General features: G+C 43.3%; 19 protein-coding genes. 3 read left to right on the top strand and 16 right to left on the bottom strand.

Annotated elements, in window-relative coordinates; translation table 11 throughout:
- Nucleotides 1–152: 152 nt before the first annotated feature.
- The 3 genes from MOJ78_RS01910 to groES all read right to left on the bottom strand — a co-directional run bounded on the left by MOJ78_RS01910 (nucleotide 153) and on the right by groES (nucleotide 3,047).
- On the bottom strand, nucleotides 153–893 hold the full coding sequence (locus MOJ78_RS01910; protein ID WP_304979543.1) for a hypothetical protein: 741 nt from the start codon (nucleotides 891–893) through the stop codon (nucleotides 153–155).
- Between the two features lie 166 nt (nucleotides 894–1,059).
- Nucleotides 1,060–2,703, bottom strand: a complete 1,644-nt coding sequence (groL, locus tag MOJ78_RS01905; RefSeq protein WP_304979542.1) for a chaperonin GroEL — start codon at nucleotides 2,701–2,703, stop codon at nucleotides 1,060–1,062.
- Between the two features lie 59 nt (nucleotides 2,704–2,762).
- The gene (gene groES, locus MOJ78_RS01900; RefSeq protein WP_304979541.1) at nucleotides 2,763–3,047 is read right to left on the bottom strand and encodes a co-chaperone GroES; all 285 of its coding nucleotides are present in this window, start codon (nucleotides 3,045–3,047) and stop codon (nucleotides 2,763–2,765) included.
- A gap of 358 nt (nucleotides 3,048–3,405) precedes the next feature.
- Between groES and MOJ78_RS01895 the strand changes: the two genes are divergently transcribed.
- Together MOJ78_RS01895 and MOJ78_RS01890 are read left to right on the top strand one after the other, a co-directional pair.
- Complete coding sequence (locus MOJ78_RS01895; RefSeq protein WP_304979540.1) at nucleotides 3,406–4,113, top strand: CPBP family intramembrane glutamic endopeptidase; 708 nt, start codon at nucleotides 3,406–3,408, stop codon at nucleotides 4,111–4,113.
- Between the two features lie 2 nt (nucleotides 4,114–4,115).
- Nucleotides 4,116–4,316: a DUF4305 domain-containing protein gene (locus tag MOJ78_RS01890; RefSeq protein ID WP_304979539.1), complete on the top strand. Its 201-nt coding sequence runs from the start codon at nucleotides 4,116–4,118 to the stop codon at nucleotides 4,314–4,316.
- 466 nt (nucleotides 4,317–4,782) lie between these two features.
- Here the strand turns inward: MOJ78_RS01890 and tatC are convergent, their stop codons facing one another.
- The 4 genes from tatC to moaC form a co-directional block, all read right to left on the bottom strand.
- Nucleotides 4,783–5,541 carry a twin-arginine translocase subunit TatC gene (tatC, locus tag MOJ78_RS01885; RefSeq protein WP_304979538.1) on the bottom strand — a complete coding sequence of 253 codons (759 nt, stop codon included), beginning with the start codon at nucleotides 5,539–5,541 and terminating at the stop codon, nucleotides 4,783–4,785.
- Nucleotides 5,542–5,558: 17 nt separating this feature from the next.
- A complete protein-coding gene (locus MOJ78_RS01880) occupies nucleotides 5,559–5,750 on the bottom strand; it encodes a twin-arginine translocase TatA/TatE family subunit (protein ID WP_304979537.1) in 192 nt (63 codons plus the stop codon).
- 28 nt (nucleotides 5,751–5,778) lie between these two features.
- Nucleotides 5,779–6,420: a redox-sensing transcriptional repressor Rex gene (locus tag MOJ78_RS01875; protein ID WP_304979536.1), complete on the bottom strand. Its 642-nt coding sequence runs from the start codon at nucleotides 6,418–6,420 to the stop codon at nucleotides 5,779–5,781.
- Nucleotides 6,421–6,584: 164 nt separating this feature from the next.
- Entirely contained in the window at nucleotides 6,585–7,064 is a 480-nt protein-coding gene (gene moaC, locus MOJ78_RS01870) for a cyclic pyranopterin monophosphate synthase MoaC (RefSeq protein WP_304979535.1), read from the bottom strand.
- A 422-nt stretch (nucleotides 7,065–7,486) separates the two neighbouring features.
- On the opposite strand from moaC, the gene MOJ78_RS01865 reads away from it, so the two are divergent.
- A complete protein-coding gene (locus MOJ78_RS01865) occupies nucleotides 7,487–9,415 on the top strand; it encodes an ABC-F family ATP-binding cassette domain-containing protein (RefSeq protein WP_304979534.1) in 1,929 nt (642 codons plus the stop codon).
- Nucleotides 9,416–9,918: 503 nt separating this feature from the next.
- Here MOJ78_RS01865 and tsaD read toward each other — a convergent pair.
- The 9 genes from tsaD to leuB all read right to left on the bottom strand — a co-directional run bounded on the left by tsaD (nucleotide 9,919) and on the right by leuB (nucleotide 18,512).
- A complete protein-coding gene (tsaD, locus tag MOJ78_RS01860) occupies nucleotides 9,919–10,938 on the bottom strand; it encodes a tRNA (adenosine(37)-N6)-threonylcarbamoyltransferase complex transferase subunit TsaD (protein WP_304979533.1) in 1,020 nt (339 codons plus the stop codon).
- Entirely contained in the window at nucleotides 10,939–11,388 is a 450-nt protein-coding gene (gene rimI / locus MOJ78_RS01855) for a ribosomal protein S18-alanine N-acetyltransferase (protein WP_304979532.1), read from the bottom strand.
- Between the two features lie 9 nt (nucleotides 11,389–11,397).
- On the bottom strand, nucleotides 11,398–12,090 hold the full coding sequence (gene tsaB, locus MOJ78_RS01850; protein ID WP_304979531.1) for a tRNA (adenosine(37)-N6)-threonylcarbamoyltransferase complex dimerization subunit type 1 TsaB: 693 nt from the start codon (nucleotides 12,088–12,090) through the stop codon (nucleotides 11,398–11,400).
- On the bottom strand, nucleotides 12,087–12,542 hold the full coding sequence (gene tsaE / locus MOJ78_RS01845) for a tRNA (adenosine(37)-N6)-threonylcarbamoyltransferase complex ATPase subunit type 1 TsaE (RefSeq protein WP_304979530.1): 456 nt from the start codon (nucleotides 12,540–12,542) through the stop codon (nucleotides 12,087–12,089). Before tsaE ends, tsaB begins: the two co-directional genes overlap by 4 nt.
- 478 nt (nucleotides 12,543–13,020) lie before the next feature.
- Nucleotides 13,021–14,013 (bottom strand): thiamine-phosphate kinase, encoded by a 993-nt coding sequence (gene thiL, locus MOJ78_RS01840; protein ID WP_304979529.1) that lies wholly within the window; start codon nucleotides 14,011–14,013, stop codon nucleotides 13,021–13,023.
- Between the two features lie 281 nt (nucleotides 14,014–14,294).
- Nucleotides 14,295–15,239: a threonine ammonia-lyase gene (gene ilvA / locus MOJ78_RS01835; RefSeq protein ID WP_304979528.1), complete on the bottom strand. Its 945-nt coding sequence runs from the start codon at nucleotides 15,237–15,239 to the stop codon at nucleotides 14,295–14,297.
- Nucleotides 15,240–15,301: 62 nt separating this feature from the next.
- Entirely contained in the window at nucleotides 15,302–15,883 is a 582-nt protein-coding gene (leuD, locus tag MOJ78_RS01830) for a 3-isopropylmalate dehydratase small subunit (protein WP_304979527.1), read from the bottom strand.
- Nucleotides 15,884–15,900: 17 nt separating this feature from the next.
- Nucleotides 15,901–17,313 (bottom strand): 3-isopropylmalate dehydratase large subunit, encoded by a 1,413-nt coding sequence (leuC, locus tag MOJ78_RS01825; RefSeq protein ID WP_304979526.1) that lies wholly within the window; start codon nucleotides 17,311–17,313, stop codon nucleotides 15,901–15,903.
- Between the two features lie 86 nt (nucleotides 17,314–17,399).
- The gene (leuB, locus tag MOJ78_RS01820) at nucleotides 17,400–18,512 is read right to left on the bottom strand and encodes a 3-isopropylmalate dehydrogenase (protein WP_304979525.1); all 1,113 of its coding nucleotides are present in this window, start codon (nucleotides 18,510–18,512) and stop codon (nucleotides 17,400–17,402) included.
- Nucleotides 18,513–18,541 lie beyond the last annotated feature (29 nt).

The following is an 18,541-nucleotide window of genomic DNA, read 5'->3' as shown; positions in this document are numbered from 1 at the left end:
TCACCTGATTTTGAATGTTATCCTCATTCATACATATCGCCGGGCGATACGGCACAAAAAAGAACCGACCAAATCTTTGCTGACCAGCTCATCAGTGTGCATTTCTGTTTTAAAAACATTATTTCAGGGTATATTGCTTGTCCATATCGCCTTTATTTACGGAATAAAGAGAAAAGCCCACCTCGTTTTTCTTTCGGTTTTTGGATCGCTTCTTCTAAACGTTTGTTGAAATCATTTTGGGAACGCCATTCTTTAACCTGCTCTTCTCTCATGCTTTTTATATCTTTTTGTAACAGTTCGCTTTTTTGCTTTTCTTGTTGTAGCAAGTCTTCATAATGGTTTTTCTCTTGCTCTAACAAGGTTTCGTAAAAATCCTTTTGTTGTTTGGTGAAGTTTTCAATTTTAACATTCGTTTTTTGTGCGGTATTTCCAATACTGGAACTTATCGCATGGTGATCTTGCTGAAGTCTCGATACCGTTGTTTTAAGCTGTGACATATCGTTTGTCAGTTGGACATTCATTTCACGTGTAGCTGCCAGTTCCTGAACGACATATTTTAAAGCATCTTTTAATTGATTGGGGTCGTGGGGCACATTTTCATATGTATCGGGTAGCGCTATGTCAGTTTCATTGGAATCTTTTAATCTTTCCCTTTGTTGATATACTGCGCCTTTAGCTGTATCGTCAAGGGGCTTGTCTGTATCGCGTAGCGCTATAAGTGCTCCGATATCACTTTGAACAAATATACGCCGATCGCCATCTTTCAAAAATTCATATCCGTTCCGCTCTAAGATTTGCCCATACTTACGGACCGTAGGGGTGGCTATTTCCAGTTCTTCGGCAACTTCCTTTGTAGTGAATGCTCGTTCATTGGGTTGTATATCGCGTCGCATATCGGGCCTCCTTTCTATTAAATATGAGGGTTTTCGACATGAATTACAAGCCATATCGCCAACCGATACACAAATGTAACAACAAGAAAAAAAGACTACCCCCTAAACTTAGGGAATAGCCTTGTCGGGTGAAAAATAGTATTACTATTTTTCTGGGTGAGGGCTATTACATCATGCCGCCCATGCCACCCATTCCGCCCATTCCGCCCATGTCAGGCATTCCGCCGCCGCCATCATTTTCTTCAGGCTTATCAGCTACTACAGCTTCTGTAGTTAGAAGCATTGCTGATACGGATGCTGCATTTTGGAGTGCAGAACGAGTAACTTTTGTAGGGTCAACGATTCCAGCATCGACCATGTTTACCCACTCGCCAGTCAAAGCATTGAAGCCTACGCCGAGGCTTTCACCTTTTAAGCGTTCTACGACAACAGATCCTTCAAGACCAGCGTTGTGAGCGATTTGACGGATCGGCTCTTCAAGTGCACGAAGAACGATGTTGACACCTGTAGATTCGTCACCTTCAGTTTCGATTGCTTGAACCGCTTTTAGTACGTTTACAAGCGCTGTTCCACCACCGGATACGATTCCTTCTTCAACTGCTGCACGAGTAGAGTTCAACGCATCCTCGATACGAAGCTTACGTTCCTTCAATTCCGTTTCAGTAGCAGCACCAACCTTGATCACTGCTACACCGCCTGCAAGCTTAGCAAGGCGTTCTTGTAGTTTTTCTTTATCAAACTCAGAAGTTGTTTCTTCGAGTTGAGTACGGATTTGGTTGACACGAGCTGCAATCTTCTCAGATTCGCCAGCACCTTCAACGATTGTTGTGTTTTCTTTTGTAACAACAACTTTAGACGCTGTACCAAGCTGACCGATGTTTGCAGATTTAAGATCTAATCCAAGATCTTCTGTGATTACTTCTGCGCCCGTTAATGTAGAGATATCTTCAAGCATAGCTTTACGACGATCCCCGAACCCTGGAGCTTTAACAGCTACAGCGTTGAACGTTCCACGAAGTTTGTTCACTACTAATGTAGCTAGAGCTTCGCCTTCAACGTCTTCAGCGATGATAAGGATTGGCTTACCTTGTTGAACAACTTGCTCCAATACTGGAAGAACTTCTTGAATGTTCGCGATCTTCTTGTCTGTAACAAGGATGTATGGGTTCTCAAGTACTGCTTCCATTTTGTCAGAGTCCGTTACCATGTAAGGTGAAGAATATCCACGATCGAATTGCATACCTTCTACGACTTCAAGCTCAGTAGCGAATCCTTTAGATTCTTCAATCGTAATAACACCATCGTTTCCAACACGCTCCATTGCTTCTGCGATCAATTGTCCAACTTCATTGTCACTAGAAGAAATTGCAGCAACCTGTGCGATTGATTCGCGGCCTTCGATTGGCTTAGAAATTTTCTTAAGCTCTTCTACTGCAGCGATAGTCGCCTTTTCGATTCCTTTACGTAGAACCATCGGATTTGCACCGGACGTAACGTTCTTAAGACCTTCACGGATCATTGCTTGAGCTAGAACTGTTGCTGTAGTTGTACCATCACCAGCAACGTCGTTTGTTTTGCTCGCTACTTCTGAAACAAGCTTTGCACCCATGTTTTCAAATGCATCTTCAAGCTCGATTTCCTTTGCGATCGTTACACCGTCATTCGTGATGAGCGGAGAACCGAATTTCTTTTCAAGAACCACATTGCGTCCTTTTGGTCCAAGGGTAACTTTTACAGCATTTGCAAGTGCATCGACACCGCGAAGCATAGAGCGGCGTGCGTCTTCACTGAACTTAATATCTTTTGCCATTTTCAAAGAACCTCCTTGATTTTATATGTAGGGATTTCCTTTCCCTGTTTGTTTTTCAATTAACCAATAACAGCGAGCACATCTGTTTCGCGTAAAATTAAGTATTCTGCACCTTGATATTTCACTTCAGTACCTGCGTATTTTGAGAAGATTACAGAGTCACCTTCTGAAACCTCAAGCGCAATTTTTTCTCCATTGTCTGTAACTCGGCCAGTACCGACTGCAACAACTTTACCTTCTTGCGGCTTTTCCTTCGCAGAGTCTGGAAGTACGATACCGCTTGCGGTTTTTTCTTCGCTTTCAACAAGCTCAATGATAATACGATCACCTAACGGCTTTAACAAGTGAAACACCCTCCTCAAGGATTGTAGTTTATTTATTAGCACTCGATTATAGTGAGTGCTAATTCCATTTTTAATATTAATCAATCTGAACTCCTTTTGCAAGTGATATACTCAAATTTTTTTGCGAGGAAATTCACCCTGTATAACGTTCGACAATTCCCTGCTCCCTTCGACTAATTACGTCCTTTTTTTAAAACAGAATACGCCGTATACAAACAATCTTTAACAGGCTGAATTCACTTCTATTTATCCTAGAAAAGTTGAAAATCATGAATCAAGTAATTCGAATCAGAGTATGGTAAAATGGGGCATTGAGTTGGCTTTTCCAACGAATCTTCTGGTGAAAGAGGAGAATACCTTGAAAAAACGAAATGCGTGGATTTTAATCACATATATATTGATGCTGCTTTCAGGATTAATCGGTGTTCCTTTATTACTGTCACTCGGAATTCCAATGGAAAAAATACCCGGGATTTGGAACGTGGTCAGTTTTTCAATCGGATTCATAATCATCATGGTACTTCTGATTCCGGAGTTTCGTACCCCCCTTTATCGGGATGAACGCTCAAGCATGAGCCAAACAATCGGTTGGGCACTTGCTGGAATTCCAATTGTATTTATTGCTCAAGTTGTTGCAGCGAGCATCGAAATGAATGTATTTGGTATTGAACCAGGCTCAAAGAATACGAAAATGATCGTAGATTTGACACTGTCCTTTCCACTGCTTATTTTAGTAGTCTCAGTTATTGGACCAATCCTTGAAGAAATCGTGTTTCGTAAAGTCATCTTTGGTACACTCTATAAACGTACGAATTTTATCATCGCAGCATTAATTAGTTCCCTGGTTTTTGCGGTTGTACACAGGGATTTCAGCCATATTCTTATCTACGCAGCATTGGGATTTACACTTAGTTTTTTATATGTAAAAACGAAACGGCTTATCGTTCCGATCATCGCTCACGTATCAATAAATTCATTTGTGATGCTTGCACAAGTCGTCTTTCGGGATAAAATTGCTGAATTAGAAAAACAACTACAAAGCATTCAGTTCTTATTTGGAGGCTAGTTATGAGATTTTCACCTACATTTTGGATTTATGCCTATTTCGTTCTTGGAATTATCTTTACTTATTTAGCCATATACTACGCTCAAGAGGATGGGATTTGGTCATTTTGGCCGCTTATTAATATGGCTCTTGCTGCGTACGACTTTTTCAATGCCTTCCGGATGATCGAGTTACGAAAAAAAATACGTAATATAAAGAAGTAGTAACTAGCAGGCCTGAGCATGGACGGATGTCCGCTCAGGTCTTTGTTGTAGATTGAAGGTTTTCAAATCAGGGTTAAAGCGGTCAGATCCACTTTGATCCGTCCATTTTTTTAATACAATTTGGTCGATTTACGAACGTAAATCCTCCATTTGGAAGGCACTTTCCGCGGCTTAAACCGAGGTGCGAAATTTGTATGCGTACAATAGTACGCATACACCCGAAGAACGTCGTAAGTACGCTGTGGAATCGTGCCACAATATCGTGTACGATCGGTTTTTTTCTTGAATGACAGTTCCTCCGCTGTGTTAATTCGGTTTTTTCAGGCATAATAAAATCCTTTTCTACGGTCGATAAAGTCCATCGTCCTTTCGTAGTGTAACTTGAGTGGATAAGGTTAGTCTTTCGTGCCCGTGAGCTGCAATTTGTGTAAAAACGAAAAAAGCTTGGCGCTTCGCCAAGCTCTCTTTATTGTTCAGTTTCTTCATCTGCTTCCGCTTCTTCTGCTGCCTTTAACGTCTTCCGGTACGCAACACGCGAAATCAAAATACTCATTTCATACAGGATAATCAACGGTACGGTCACCATCAAATGTGAAATGATTTCTGGTGGTGTGATCAAGCCTGCGATGACGATCAAAACAAAATACGAGTATTTACGGATCTGCCCAAGCAGGTCTGGTGTCAAAATCCCTAATCGCGTCAAAAACATGACAACAATCGGAAATTGAAACAAAATCCCAAATGGTAAGGTCATCCGAAATAAAAATTGAAAATATTCGTTGATTCCGTATTCCTCTTCGACCCCAAGCACTTCAGCCAGTCCGTTCATAAAATCAATCACAAACGGAAACACAATATAATACGAAAATGCGATACCGACGATAAACAAAATAAATGTCATCGGGATATACGCCAAAGTAGCTTTCCGTTCCCGCTCCAATAACCCTGGGCTCACGAATCCCCACAATTGATATAAAGCGACTGGAGAGGTAAGTAATAATCCGATCAGAAAGGCAAAGTCCAAAAAGACGTTGATCGGATCGGTGATATTAAAAACATTCAGTTCCAGCCCGGCTGCTTCCGGTGTTTCTTGTAAAAACTGAATCAACGGCATCGCTAGGAAAAAACCTGATATGAATGCTACGAGAAATACTAGTATGACGATCAGGATTCGTTTCCGTAATTCTTCTATATGGTATTGCAGTGACATCTGTTTGTCCGTCATACTAAAAACCTTCCTATCTACTGCTGTTCCGTCTTCTTGTTCTTCTTCTCTTTGTCATCATCATCGTCGTCTACAAGTCCATTCGTTGCGTTTTTGAATTCGCGCAACGTTTTACCCGCAGCTTTTCCAAGCTCAGGCAGCTTTTTCGGACCGAACAGCAACAATGCAACGATTGCGATTAAAATAATACTTCCTGCACCTAATCCCATAGGTGGTCACCTCCTTAGGTGTTTGTTTTTATGATTCAAGCGGATAATGTTTTAAAAAGTAAATCAGCGATTGCAGTTCAACGGCGAGATCGATGTGATGGACCCGAATATGCTCTGGCACAGTCAGTCGCGCAGGAGTGAAATTCAGAATCCCTTTGATCCCAATTTCAACAAGCTGGTCCGCAACCACCTGAGCATGTGGGGCAGGTACCGTCAAAATCGCAGCTGATACGTCCTTGGCTGCATGCTTTTTCATGCTGTCGAGATGATAGACGGGGACTCCGCTGATCGTTGTTCCTACTTTGCTATCATCGACATCAAACGCCATTTCGATTCTCGTATTATCACCTTTAAGAAAATTATAATTGAGCAGTGCCGTTCCGAGATTCCCGACACCAATCAGCATGACCCGTGTGACTTCATCCTGATCGAGCGTCTTTCTGAAAAAGGTAAGCAAGTAGTTTACATTATAGCCATAACCCTTTTTCCCTAATGCTCCAAAATAGGAGAAGTCTCTTCGAATCGTGGCGGAGTCAACTTTGACCGCCTCACTTAATTCTGATGAAGAAACGCGCTGCTTTCCTGACGCGGAAAGATTTTTTAAAAACCGGTAATAGAGTGGCAAACGTTTTGCTGTCGCTTGCGGAATTTTATGCTCTTCAACGCTCATAGAATCCCTCCAATGCATTTTTAAAGAAAACTTGGTAAAACCAAGCTCTAGCGCAGGGTGAGCCTTAGTTACACTTAATACTAGGGACTTGAACTTTTCTACGACGTCGATACTCCTGTTGAAAAGTCATGCTTCCCTTACGTAGAACATGCGGTGGTCAAATACTACACTTTGCGGTAATCACCGCTTCTTCCACCTTGTTTTTCTAAAAGATAAGTAGGACCAAGGACCATCCCCTTATCGATAGCCTTGCACATATCGTAAACGGTAAGAGCAACGGCTGATGCTGCCGTCAACGCTTCCATTTCAACACCCGTATTCCCCTTCGTTTTCACAAAGGCTTCAATCAGTAACTCGTAGGATTCACCGATATTCCAATCAAATGAGATATCGATGGCTTTCAGCGGCAATGGATGACACATCGGGACGATATCAGGGGTTTTTTTGGCCGCCATGATTCCGGCAACCTGGGCAACAGATAATACATCTCCTTTTTGCACGTTCCCGCCTTGAATCGCTTCATAGATTTCTTTTGTCACGATAACACGGCTTTGTACACGTGCGGTTCGGACGGTAGCTTCCTTGTCTGAAATATCGACCATTTTTGCCCTGCCCTGCTCATTGAAATGTGTGAATTCGCCCATAGAATCACCTGCCTAACTGAGACTATACACCATTTTTTTAAAAAAGAAAGGTGTCCAACCTGCAAATTTATAACAAAACTTTGAAAATTGAATAGTTGCCTGACCTTTTCCTCATACGCTACACTGATTATATGTGTTCAAAGCGTCTGCGAATTACAGCGAGCTCTTTGAACTTAACCAAAAAAGGAATCTTCGACTGTTCGACTTAGAATGTTAAATCAGTAAAGGATGTTCGACTAAATACGTTACGTCCTATAACAACGTCGAACTGACTCACGTCGTGTGAGCCTAAAGTTGAACGGACTCACATCGTGTGAGCCTAACGTCGAAGTCAGCATAAGTAATGCAACTATGGATTCTCATCGCAGACTCGAAAAGGTCCTCTTTGAGTTGACATCCATGTGCAAATGAGGTGTTTTATCATGATCGTTTTACAAGTCCAAGAGGTCACCAAATATTTTGGTGCTGACCTTATTTTATCGAATATTAAACTTGAAGTACAATCCCGGGACCGAATCGCATTAGTCGGGCGTAACGGTGCAGGTAAATCTACTCTATTGAAAATCATCAGCGGGCAGCTATCCCATGATTCTGGATCAATAATGAAGCCGAAAGAAATTGAAATCGGCTACTTAGCACAGAACTCTGGATTAGAGTCTGAGCTTACGATTTGGGAAGAGATGCTGAAGGTGTATAACGACCTTCAGCAGATGGAGGACCAGATTCGGCAGCTTGAAAAGAAGATGGGACAAGAGTCGGTACTGAACGACCCTGTTCTCTATGAAAAAGTGCTAGCTGAATATGATGAGCTCCAGCAAACGTTCCAGCAGCGAGGCGGTTATCAATATGAAAACGACATCCGCTCAGTCCTTCATGGGTTCCGGTTTTACGAGGAGGATTATGAGAAGCCGGTTTCATCTTTAAGCGGCGGACAAAAAACGAGGCTCGCACTTGTGAAGCTGTTGCTAACACGTCCCGATCTGCTTATTCTCGATGAACCGACGAACCATCTCGACATCGAGACATTGAATTGGCTTGAGGGCTATTTGCAATCGTATCCAGGTGCCTTGCTGATCGTCTCTCATGACCGCTACTTTTTAGACAAGGTTTCAACCCAAGTCTACGAAATTTCGAGGCAAAAAAGTAAAAAGTACCTCGGAAACTACAGCCACTATTTAAAACAAAAGGCTGAGCAGTACGAACAGGAGCTTAAGGAATTCGAAAAGCAGCAGGCAGAAATCAACAAGCTGCAGGATTTTGTCCAGCGTAACATCGCTCGTGCTTCAACAACAAAACGTGCACAAAGCCGTCGACGCCAGCTTGAACGGATGGAAGTACTCGACCGGCCGGATTCAGCTGAAAAATCCGCACAGTTCGGTTTTAAAATTGAGCGACAAACTGGAAATGACGTTCTGAAGCTAGATGACCTTAGCATCGGTTATGACGAGCCCCTAGCTGAACATATAAACTTGCACATCCAACGTGAAGAAAGCATTGCACTCGTCGGGCCAAATGGGATTGGTAAATCGACGCTGATCAAAACGATCATTGATTCGAAGCGAAAATTCGCCGGCAGCATCCAATTTGGTTCAAACATTCAAATCGGCTACTACGATCAGGAGCAAGCCAACCTGAACAGTCACAAAACGGTTTTACAGGAATTATGGGATGAATACCCGACACATACCGAAAAAGAGATTCGCACCGTTCTCGGGAACTTCCTTTTTAGCGGTGATGACGTTTTGAAGGGTGTCAATGAATTGAGCGGTGGACAAAAAGCGAGATTGGCTCTTGCGAAGCTGATGCTGCAAAAGGCAAATGTCTTGATACTTGATGAACCGACGAACCACTTGGATCTCGACAGCAAAGAAGTGTTGGAAAATGCGTTGATTGATTATCCCGGCACGATTCTCTTCATTTCACATGACCGCTATTTCATTAATCGGATTGCCACACGTGTCGTAGATTTAACGCAAGAAGGTCTTGAGAACTATCTAGGTGACTACGATTACTTCCTTGAAAAGAAGGCGGAAATTGCAGAACTCGAACGTCTTGAGCGTGAAGAAAACAGTGTTACGATCGATGCGGAAAAAGTCAGCGACACGAAGGAACAGTTTCAGGTCGATAAGCAAGCGAAAAAGGACGAGCGGAAACGACTCCGGCGTATCGACGAGCTTGAAACACGAATCGAACAACACGAGCAACAAATAGAGTTGTATGAACAAGATCTCGCCGATCCTGAGGTTTTTCAGGATTATGAAAAGACACAAGAGATCAACGGACAGCTTCAAACCGCTCAACAAGGACTAGAATCATTACTTGAAGAATGGGAACGATTACAAATTTTATAAAAAGGGTACAAGGAATGACAGGCTGATCTTTACAGCGTCATTCCTTTTTTAAATTTTCAACATATACACAGTATCCACAGGGTTATGCACAGATTCGACGGTGTTTTTATCGTTTTTAGTACTATTTATCCACACTATCCACAAAAACATCCTACTTTATCCACATTTTTATGTCCACAATGAAAGATGTTATTTTTTCATGTTCTTAATACATTATCCACATTGTTCACAGGCTGTGGATTACTTTTTTCCACATTAACCATAGAATAACTTTTCGTACAAAAGCCCTAAACTCTTTAGGCAGTTCAACCGATATATGCAGTTTAGAAAACCGTTAAAAGAAGTACTTGCTATAATTGGAAATTAAGAGTTTGATTACTAGGAGACATTATGAAAAGAATTTTGGTATTACTTTTTGGAATACACCTATACAAAAAACACTATTTCATATGATACAGAAGAAAAGACTGCCTTCCCGTTTACGGCAGAGGCAGTCTTTTTAATTAAAAATCTTCTAAATCAAGTCCTGGATTTCCATTCAGTTTCATAGTCGCACGCTTTCCTTTTTGATACTCAATCGATCCGGCTGCCGCAATCATTGCCGCGTTGTCGGTACACAACCAGAGCGGTGGAATCAATAAGGGGATGCCCGATCCGTCGAACTTTTCTTGAAGTCGCCCGCGTAGGCCTTTATTTGCAGCTACTCCACCTGCAACAACCACCTGCTTCACTCCATACGCTTCTGCCGCCCGGTATGTTTTTTCAACCAACACATCGATTACACTTTCCTGAAAGCTTGCGGCTAGGTCATTCGGGTTGATTTCTTCACCACGCTGCTTCTTATTGTGCAACGTATTGATGACTGCTGACTTCAGCCCGCTGAAGCTGAAATCATAAGAATCCGCCTCCAACCATGCCCGCGGTAGATCGATCGTCGGCTCCCCTTCAGCAGCCATTTTATCGATATGCGGTCCACCGGGATAAGGAAGGTTCAGTGTTCGCGCCACTTTATCATACGCCTCACCTGCCGCATCATCTCGAGTTTCACCGATGATTTCAAAGGACCCGTGCTCGTTCATCAAAATCAGCTCAGTATGTCCTCCTGAAACGACCAACGCTAATAGTGGAAACTCCATCGGTTCCTCAAGCCGGTTCGCATAAATGTGTCCCGCAATATGATGCACCGCAACGAGCGGAAGGTTATGAGCAAGTGCAATCGCCTTCGCAGCATTTACACCGATCAAAAGCGCTCCGACAAGTCCAGGTCCTTCAGTGACTGCAATCGCTGAAAGGTCTTCAAAGCAAACGTTCCCCTGACGTAATGCTTCCTCGATGACGATCGTGATCTGTTCGACATGATGGCGCGACGCAATCTCAGGTACGACACCGCCGAATCGTTTATGACTCTCGATTTGTGAGGAAACGACATTCGCAATAAGCTCCGTTCCATTTTTCACAATGGCCGCAGCCGTTTCATCACAGCTCGTTTCAATTCCAAGTATCAGTTCATCTGATTGTTCCATTTATAAATTCACCCACATTACTAACGCATCTTCCCCGTTATCTGTATAATAATTTTTCCGAATTCCACCGTTCTCAAAACCGAATTTCCGGTACATGTTCTGTGCCACACGATTGCTAAGCCGGACTTCCAGCGTCATTGTCTTCGCACCATGCCTACGTGCTTCGTCAATCGCTTTTCGAAACAACGCCTCTCCATAATTTTTCCCGCGATATTCCGGAAGAATCGCGATATTCGTTATGTGCGCCTCGTCAATAATGATCCAGATTCCACAATATCCGATAACCTGTCCATCAATTTCCAATAAGAGATAAGTGGCAAACTGATTGTTCACAACCTCATTATAAAAAGCAGTACGGCTCCATGGATTCGGGAAGGACGTATGTTCAATTTTCAAAATAGCTTCCAAATCTTCTAGGGTCATCACCCGAAAGGTTATGTTTTCTACCATGATGGGCACCTACTTCTTCTGGTTCTCGAGCCACTTCGCTTCTGCTTCCGCTAGCCGCAAATAGCTTGGTGTAAATGTATGAGGATCTTCTCCCTCTCGAGCCAGGCCAAGTGATGCTAATTCAGACGCTCTTGGATTATGGTCTGCCACCTGTCCGAAAACGGCTCGTTCCTCTAATTCCTCTTCAATCGTGTTACGGTGTATGTCTAAATCGTTTCCGAGAAAAAGAACTTGTTTAGAATCTTCACGCAACATCGTTAACCAATCTGTTAGTTGGATGATACGCTCTTCTTGAACGAGTTGAAACGTATTGCCAACATTTCCGTAAAGTCCTGTATAAATTTGACCACGCCTCCCATCGAAAAGAGGACAAACGAGCCCGTCGAAATACTTCCCGTTCCGTGCCAAAACCTCTAGGCTCGATACACCCGTAATGGGGATATTGAGTGACCAGGCAAGTGTTTTGGCAACAGTGACGCCAATCCGCACTCCCGTATAAGACCCTGGCCCTTTTGCCACAATGATACGATCCAGCTCTTTTGGCTCAATATCTACCTCTTTTAAAAGTTCTTCGATCGCAGGCATTAAGCGGACGGAGTGGTTCTTTTTCATATTCGTCGTCAGTTCTCCTACGATTCGCCCGTCCACAATAACGGAAACTCCCATGACGAGATTGGACGTATCTAACGCTAATGCTTTCATATGTTAAGCTCCTTACAAATCTTTTTGAACCGTTCTCCTTTTGGTTCAAGAGTCAGTTCCCGTTCCTCTTCTCCTCGACGATGAATCGTAATTTCGAGTCGATCTGACGGTAAAAAATCCTCAATGATGTGAGCCCATTCAACGACGGTGACACCTTCTCCATCGAAGTATTCGTCAAAGCCGAGATCTTCACCACTCTCTTGCAATCGATACACGTCCATATGGTATAAGGGCAGACGTCCCTTATATTCGCGGATAATTGTAAAGGTTGGGCTTTTAACGACACGGTTGATCTGTAAGCCTTTCGCAAGACCCTTCGTAAATGTCGTTTTACCAGCACCGAGGTCCCCTTCAAGGGTAATCACATCTCCAGCTTGTAAAAACTCTGCCAACATAGCTGCGAATTGCTCTGTCTTTTTAGCATCATTCGTATAAAATTGATAGTTTTCCACGGTGCATCACCTGTTTTAGTCCTGTATAAAATTTTGTTCAAAAAGTGGACGAATTAGAGTTTCTTATAAGAAGTTCGACTAAATACGTTACACATCCTGAAACAACATCGAACTGACTCACGTCGTGTGAGCCCTAGGCACGACAGTTTTGAGGAAGGCTACTAACTTAAAACACATCATTGCTGCCTTGCACCGAGGAAGCTTTCTTCGGTCGCATAATCTTGCAGACGCAGGTGCACAATGATTTTTCCTCGATAATATCTTATACCACCTTGTAATACATGAGGACCGGAAAAACCGAGTACAAGAATAACCTACGGAAGCGGTACCTCGCACGAAGGAAAAGTGAACTTCTTTTTCAAGGAACACAGAAATTCGCCGCTTATCAACGAGCGGTACCTGCACAAATGCTACGAGTTGTACCGAGGAAGCTTACAACCAAGAGTATTCTAGTAGACGCAGGTACATGTGCCCTTGGTTAACTTTTTGAATTACCTTTAAAATGATTGTACCCTTTTTTACTAAGACGCAGACTATCCCCATTTTTAAAAAGAGAAACCCCGGCCTCACCTGTTTCAACCGTTCCAATGTTGTATAGTGGCTTTTGATGTTGATCAAACAACCTTTTCAACGGGAGCCAGTTCGACTCAGAAACTGTTCCGACGAGTTGAAAATCCTCTCCCCCATACAGAATCCATTCCTCAGTCTGTTGTGCTGAAAAATGCTTTAATTCTGGGTGCTTCGGAACTTGATCGTAATCAAGCGTGATATGTACTTGACTTGCATCTGCAATTTCCCATGCTTCACTTGCGATCCCGTCACTAATGTCATTTAATGCAATTCTAAATCCACTTTCTGCGAGAAGCAAGCCTGCTTTTACCTGTGGATCAGGCATTTGGTGTGCTTTCAGAAGTTCTTTTTGTCGAGTAGCTTCGAACTGATCATTTTCAAGTAAAAGATGTAAGCCTGCTGCTGACAAACCGAGCGGACCTGTGACAAAAACGATATCTCCGGGACGAGCATTTTCTCGTAACAGCTGTCGATCACTTTGAACTCGGCCATGAACGGTAACCGATATGACGAGTGGACCTTTGGTGGAAACCGTATCCCCGCCGATAAGGTCCATTTCATGCTGTTGTGCAAGCCCGTCCATACCTTTATAGATTTCCTGAAGCTCTTCCTCACTCCAGCTAGAAGGAATGGCAATAGACACAAGGTAAAAGGTTGGTGCTCCACCCATCGCGGCGATATCACTGACGTTTACCGCAAGCGCTTTGTAACCAATTTGATAGGGATTCATCGTTTTCCGGTTAAAGTGAATCGATTCAACCATCGTATCCACACAAAGTATATCATTTTGGCCGGCTTCCGATCGGATGAGTGCTGCATCGTCTCCAATTCCTCTAATAAGGGTCGGCTGAAAACTTTTCTTAGGTGTAATGCTGTCTATAAAATCGAACTCGTCTTTCATGGACAAGCTCCTTTCACTACCTTGGATAAGCTTTCTTATGGTGATAGTTTATCTCATTTTTGTTGAAAATCATAATGGAATCTAAAGAAAACTTGGCAAAGGCAGTTTTAGCGAAGGTGAACCTTATTTGCACTTATACTATAAAAAGGATTTTTATACTTCTTAACGTGTAAAAAATAAAATAAATGAGGATGCATGAATTCAGTTTAGTCGTTCAAAAATCCAAGCGCCAAAAAGGACTGATGAAGAGGAAATTCCTCTTCTCAGTCCTCCTTCATTTTTTATACGACCCGATCGACTGATTTCACTCGATTAGTCAATTTATTATAAAGCGGGAGCTGGTTGACGTCGACATTGCCTCCGCTGACGATACATCCCACCTTCATGCTATGAAACTGGACCTTTTTAAAAAGTATTGAAGCAACCGCTGCTGCCCCTGCACCTTCTATCAGTGTCTTTTCCCTTTGAAGCATGAACAGGATTGCATATGCAATCTCCTCATCATTTACGGTAACCATATCGTCTACAAATTTCTCAATGATCGGATACGTGAGCTTCCCAGGTTTTTTTACAAGAATTCCATCAGCAATGCTGTGAACACGGTTCAATCCACTAGTATTTTTTCCTGTGAAAAGATTGAATGTGGCAGGAGCACCCTTCGCCTGGACACCGATAACCTTAACACTCGGGTTGAAGGCTTTGACAGCGAGGGCAATGCCGGAAATCAGCCCCCCGCCTCCAACCGGGACAACGATTGCCTCTAAGTCGTGGTATTGCTGTATCATTTCAAGTGCGATCGTACCCTGACCGGCAATCACCTTTATATCATCAAAGGCATGGACGAAGATGGATCCCGTAGAAACCATATCCTCCTGTGCTGCCAAAAAAGCCTCTTGATAGGTTTCTCCAGTAAGGATGATTTCAGCTCCATAAGTTCGAGTAGCCTCAATCTTAGCCAGAGGGGTCCTCTCAGGCATGAAGATTCTCGCGCGAATCCCCCTTTCGGACGCAGCTAATGCAACACCTTGAGCATGATTGCCGGCTGATGCACAGATAATCCCTTGTGATGTCTCATCATCACTAAGAGAACAAATTTTGTTTAAGGCGCCACGTAATTTAAAGGAACCGGTTCTTTGAAGGTTTTCCATTTTCAAGAACACCTGCATTCCTGTGATGCGATTTAATGTCGATGATTGTTTCAAAGGTGTTCTATGGACGGTATGCATCAGATTTTCTGCTGCTAAGACAATGTCTTTTCCAGTTAAGCAATTCCCAACGCTCCTCACTCCTATCGTAATGATTCATATTGTTTGATCTCGTCTTCGTGGGCCAGGGTTATTGAAATTTCATCCCACCCATTCATAAGCATCTGTTTCCAATAAGGATCAAATATAAATTTCGAATAGAACCCTTCTTCATCACTCACAAACTGCTCTTCTAAATTCACCGAAAGCTTGTAGTGTGAACGTGCCGCTTTTTCCTGCAAGGCTTCAATATCCGAATGTTCCAATCTGATTGGAAGAATGCCGTTCTTCAAGCAATTGTTATAAAAAATATCAGCAAAGCTCGGTGCGATGACGACTCGGAAGCCGAAATCAAGCAATGACCATGGGGCATGCTCCCTGGAAGATCCGCAGCCGAAGTTTTTTCCGCCGACTAATACAGAGGCCCCTTCGTATTTTTTATCATTAAGAAGGAAGTCTTCCTTGATCGTACCATCATCATTGAATCTCCAATGATAAAAAAGGAATTTCCCAAATCCCTGACGGTCGATTTTTTTCAAGAATTGTTTCGGGATGATTTGATCCGTATCTACATTATCGCGGTCCAACGGAAAGACCAATCCACTAAATTGACAGGTTTCTGGCATGATTCCTCCTCCTTCCTTTAATGATAGACAGGCATGATTTTACGGACATCGGTAAAGCTACCTGTAACCGCTGCAGCTGCTGCCATTATGGGGCTCACTAGATGGGTTCTAGCTCCGTTCCCTTGCCTGCCTTCAAAATTCCGATTGGAGGTAGAGGCACAACGTTTTCCTGGCGGGACGATGTCATTATTCATTGCCAGACACATGCTGCAGCCTGATTCTCTCCATTGGAAGCCTGCTTTTTCAAAAATCTGATGCAGCCCTTCTTTCTCAGCTTTGGTCTTGACCGACTTGGACCCAGGAACGACAAGAGCTGTTACATTGTGATGGACTTTTTTCCCTTTCACAACCTCGGCAGCTGCTCTCAGATCACTTAACCGTGAATTTGTACAAGACCCGATAAATACATAATCAATCGGAACATCAGCTATTTTCATTCCTGCTTCAAGACCCATATAGGTCAAAGCCCTTTGAACAGCTTCTTGTTCTGACTTTTTTTCAAATTGTTCCGGTGAGGGAACCTGATCACTGATGCTGATTCCCATGGAAGGATTCGTCCCCCACGTCACTTGTGGTTCTACTTCTGAACCATCCATGTTAAGAGTCAAGTCATAAGCCGCTCCTTCATCGGATATGAATTGTTTCCATTTCGAAACAGCTTTCTGAAAACCCTCACCATCCGGCACATGACGTTTACCTTTCAAGTATTCGAAAGTCACTTCATCAGGACTTATGATTCCTGCACGAGCACCTGCCTCAATCGACATGTTGCAAACCGTCATGCGTTCTTCCATCGATAGCTTCCGAATCGCTTCTCCAGTGAATTCGATCACATATCCTGCACCTGCACCGACTCCGAATTTAGCTATGATTGCTAGGATGAGGTCTTTTGCGGTAACACCGAATCCAAGTGTCCCTCTGACGTTGATTTGTAATGTTTTCGGTTTTGATTGCCAAAGCGTTTGAGTAGCTAGTACGTGCTCAACCTCACTTGTCCCGATGCCGAATGCCAGTGCCCCGAATGCCCCGTGTGTAGAAGTATGGCTATCTCCGCATACGATTGTTTTTCCAGGCTGGGTAAGTCCGAGTTCTGGCCCAATGACGTGGACGATCCCTTGATCAGGGTGATGGATATCTGCAAGCTCTATCTCAAACTCCTCACAATTTTCCTGCAGCTTCGTCATCTGCGTCTTCGCTACCTGATCCTCAATGAGTTCTCGATTATCAGTAGGAACATTATGGTCCATCGTCGCAAAGGTAAGATCAGGTCTCCTGACAATTCGATCTTTCAATCTTAGCCCTTCAAACGCTTGTGGCGAAGTGACTTCGTGAACAAGATGAAGATCGATATATAACAAGTCCGGTTTTCCGTTTTCCTTGTAAACAACATGATCATCCCACAACTTTTCAACAATATTCTTTGGCCTCAAGTTAACTTCCCTCACTTATTTTGATAATTGGCGATACCCGGATCGGAAAACAACCCCTTTGATCCAGGAACCACCATCAAGGACACTTACAAATAGGTTGACAAGATTGATGACATGGCGTGATTTGGTTCGATTTGCTCGACCACGAGCTGGCTCATTGCTTCCGTCCCAACAATCGTTCCGCTTCCAAGTTCTTTTAGGTCATCTGTACGGTAGCCCGTATCAAGTACTTCTTGAACCGCTTTTTCCACCATTTCAGCTTCTTCCTTTAAACCGAAAGAGTGCTTCAGCATCATTGCGACCGATAACATCATCGCCATTGGATTCGCTTTATCCTCACCGGCAATGTCAGGAGCCGAACCGTGTACAGGTTCGTATAATCCAAAGTGATCCTCTCGTAAACTAGCAGAAGGCAGCATTCCGAGTGAGCCGGTCAGCATGGAAGCTTCATCACTTAAGATGTCACCGAACATATTCTCGGTAACAATCACATCAAACTGCGTCGGCTGATAAACGATTTTCATGGCGGCTGCATCGACTAACAGGTGCTCGACCTCTACATCTGGATAATCGCCGGAAATTTCATCGACGACCTCCCTCCAAAGCCTGCTTGATTCCAACACATTCGCTTTATCGACGGATGTCAGCTTTTTTCTTCGATTTGATGCTAATTGAAATGCCTTATGAACGACCTTTTCAATTTCACTTCTTTCATAATGAAGGGTATCGACGGCAACTTCTTTATTTTCTCCCCTTCTTTCACTTGGTTTTCCGAAGTAAAGGCCTCCCGTAAGCTCTCGTACAATGACGAAATCGACACCTTGAACGACATTCCTTTTAAGAGGTGACGCATCTAGTAAGCTTTTGAACGTTGAGATAGGGCGTAGATTCGCAAATAACCCTAGTTCTTTCCTAATGCCAAGCAACCCTTTTTCCGGACGGAGTTGAACGGGAACATCCTTCCACTTCGGTCCGCCCACGGCTCCTAATAATACGGCATCACATTCTTTACAAAGTTCCAGTGTTTGCTTAGGAAGAGGAGTGCCATGAGAATCTATGGCAACACCACCAATATCCCCTTGAATGACTTCAAATTGATGTCCAAATTGGTCACCGACGGCTTTTAAGACAGCGAGGGCTCCATTCATAACTTCTTGCCCGATTCCATCTCCAGGTAGTACTGCCACTTTCCTTTTCATCATAACCCCTCCATTTTTCATGATTGATT

Source organism: Alkalihalobacillus sp. AL-G (assembly GCF_030643805.1).
GTDB lineage: Bacteria > Bacillota > Bacilli > Bacillales > Fictibacillaceae > Pseudalkalibacillus.
The sequence above is the reverse complement of the archived record's forward strand: the minus strand, read 5'-3'. Positions and strand labels throughout refer to the sequence as shown.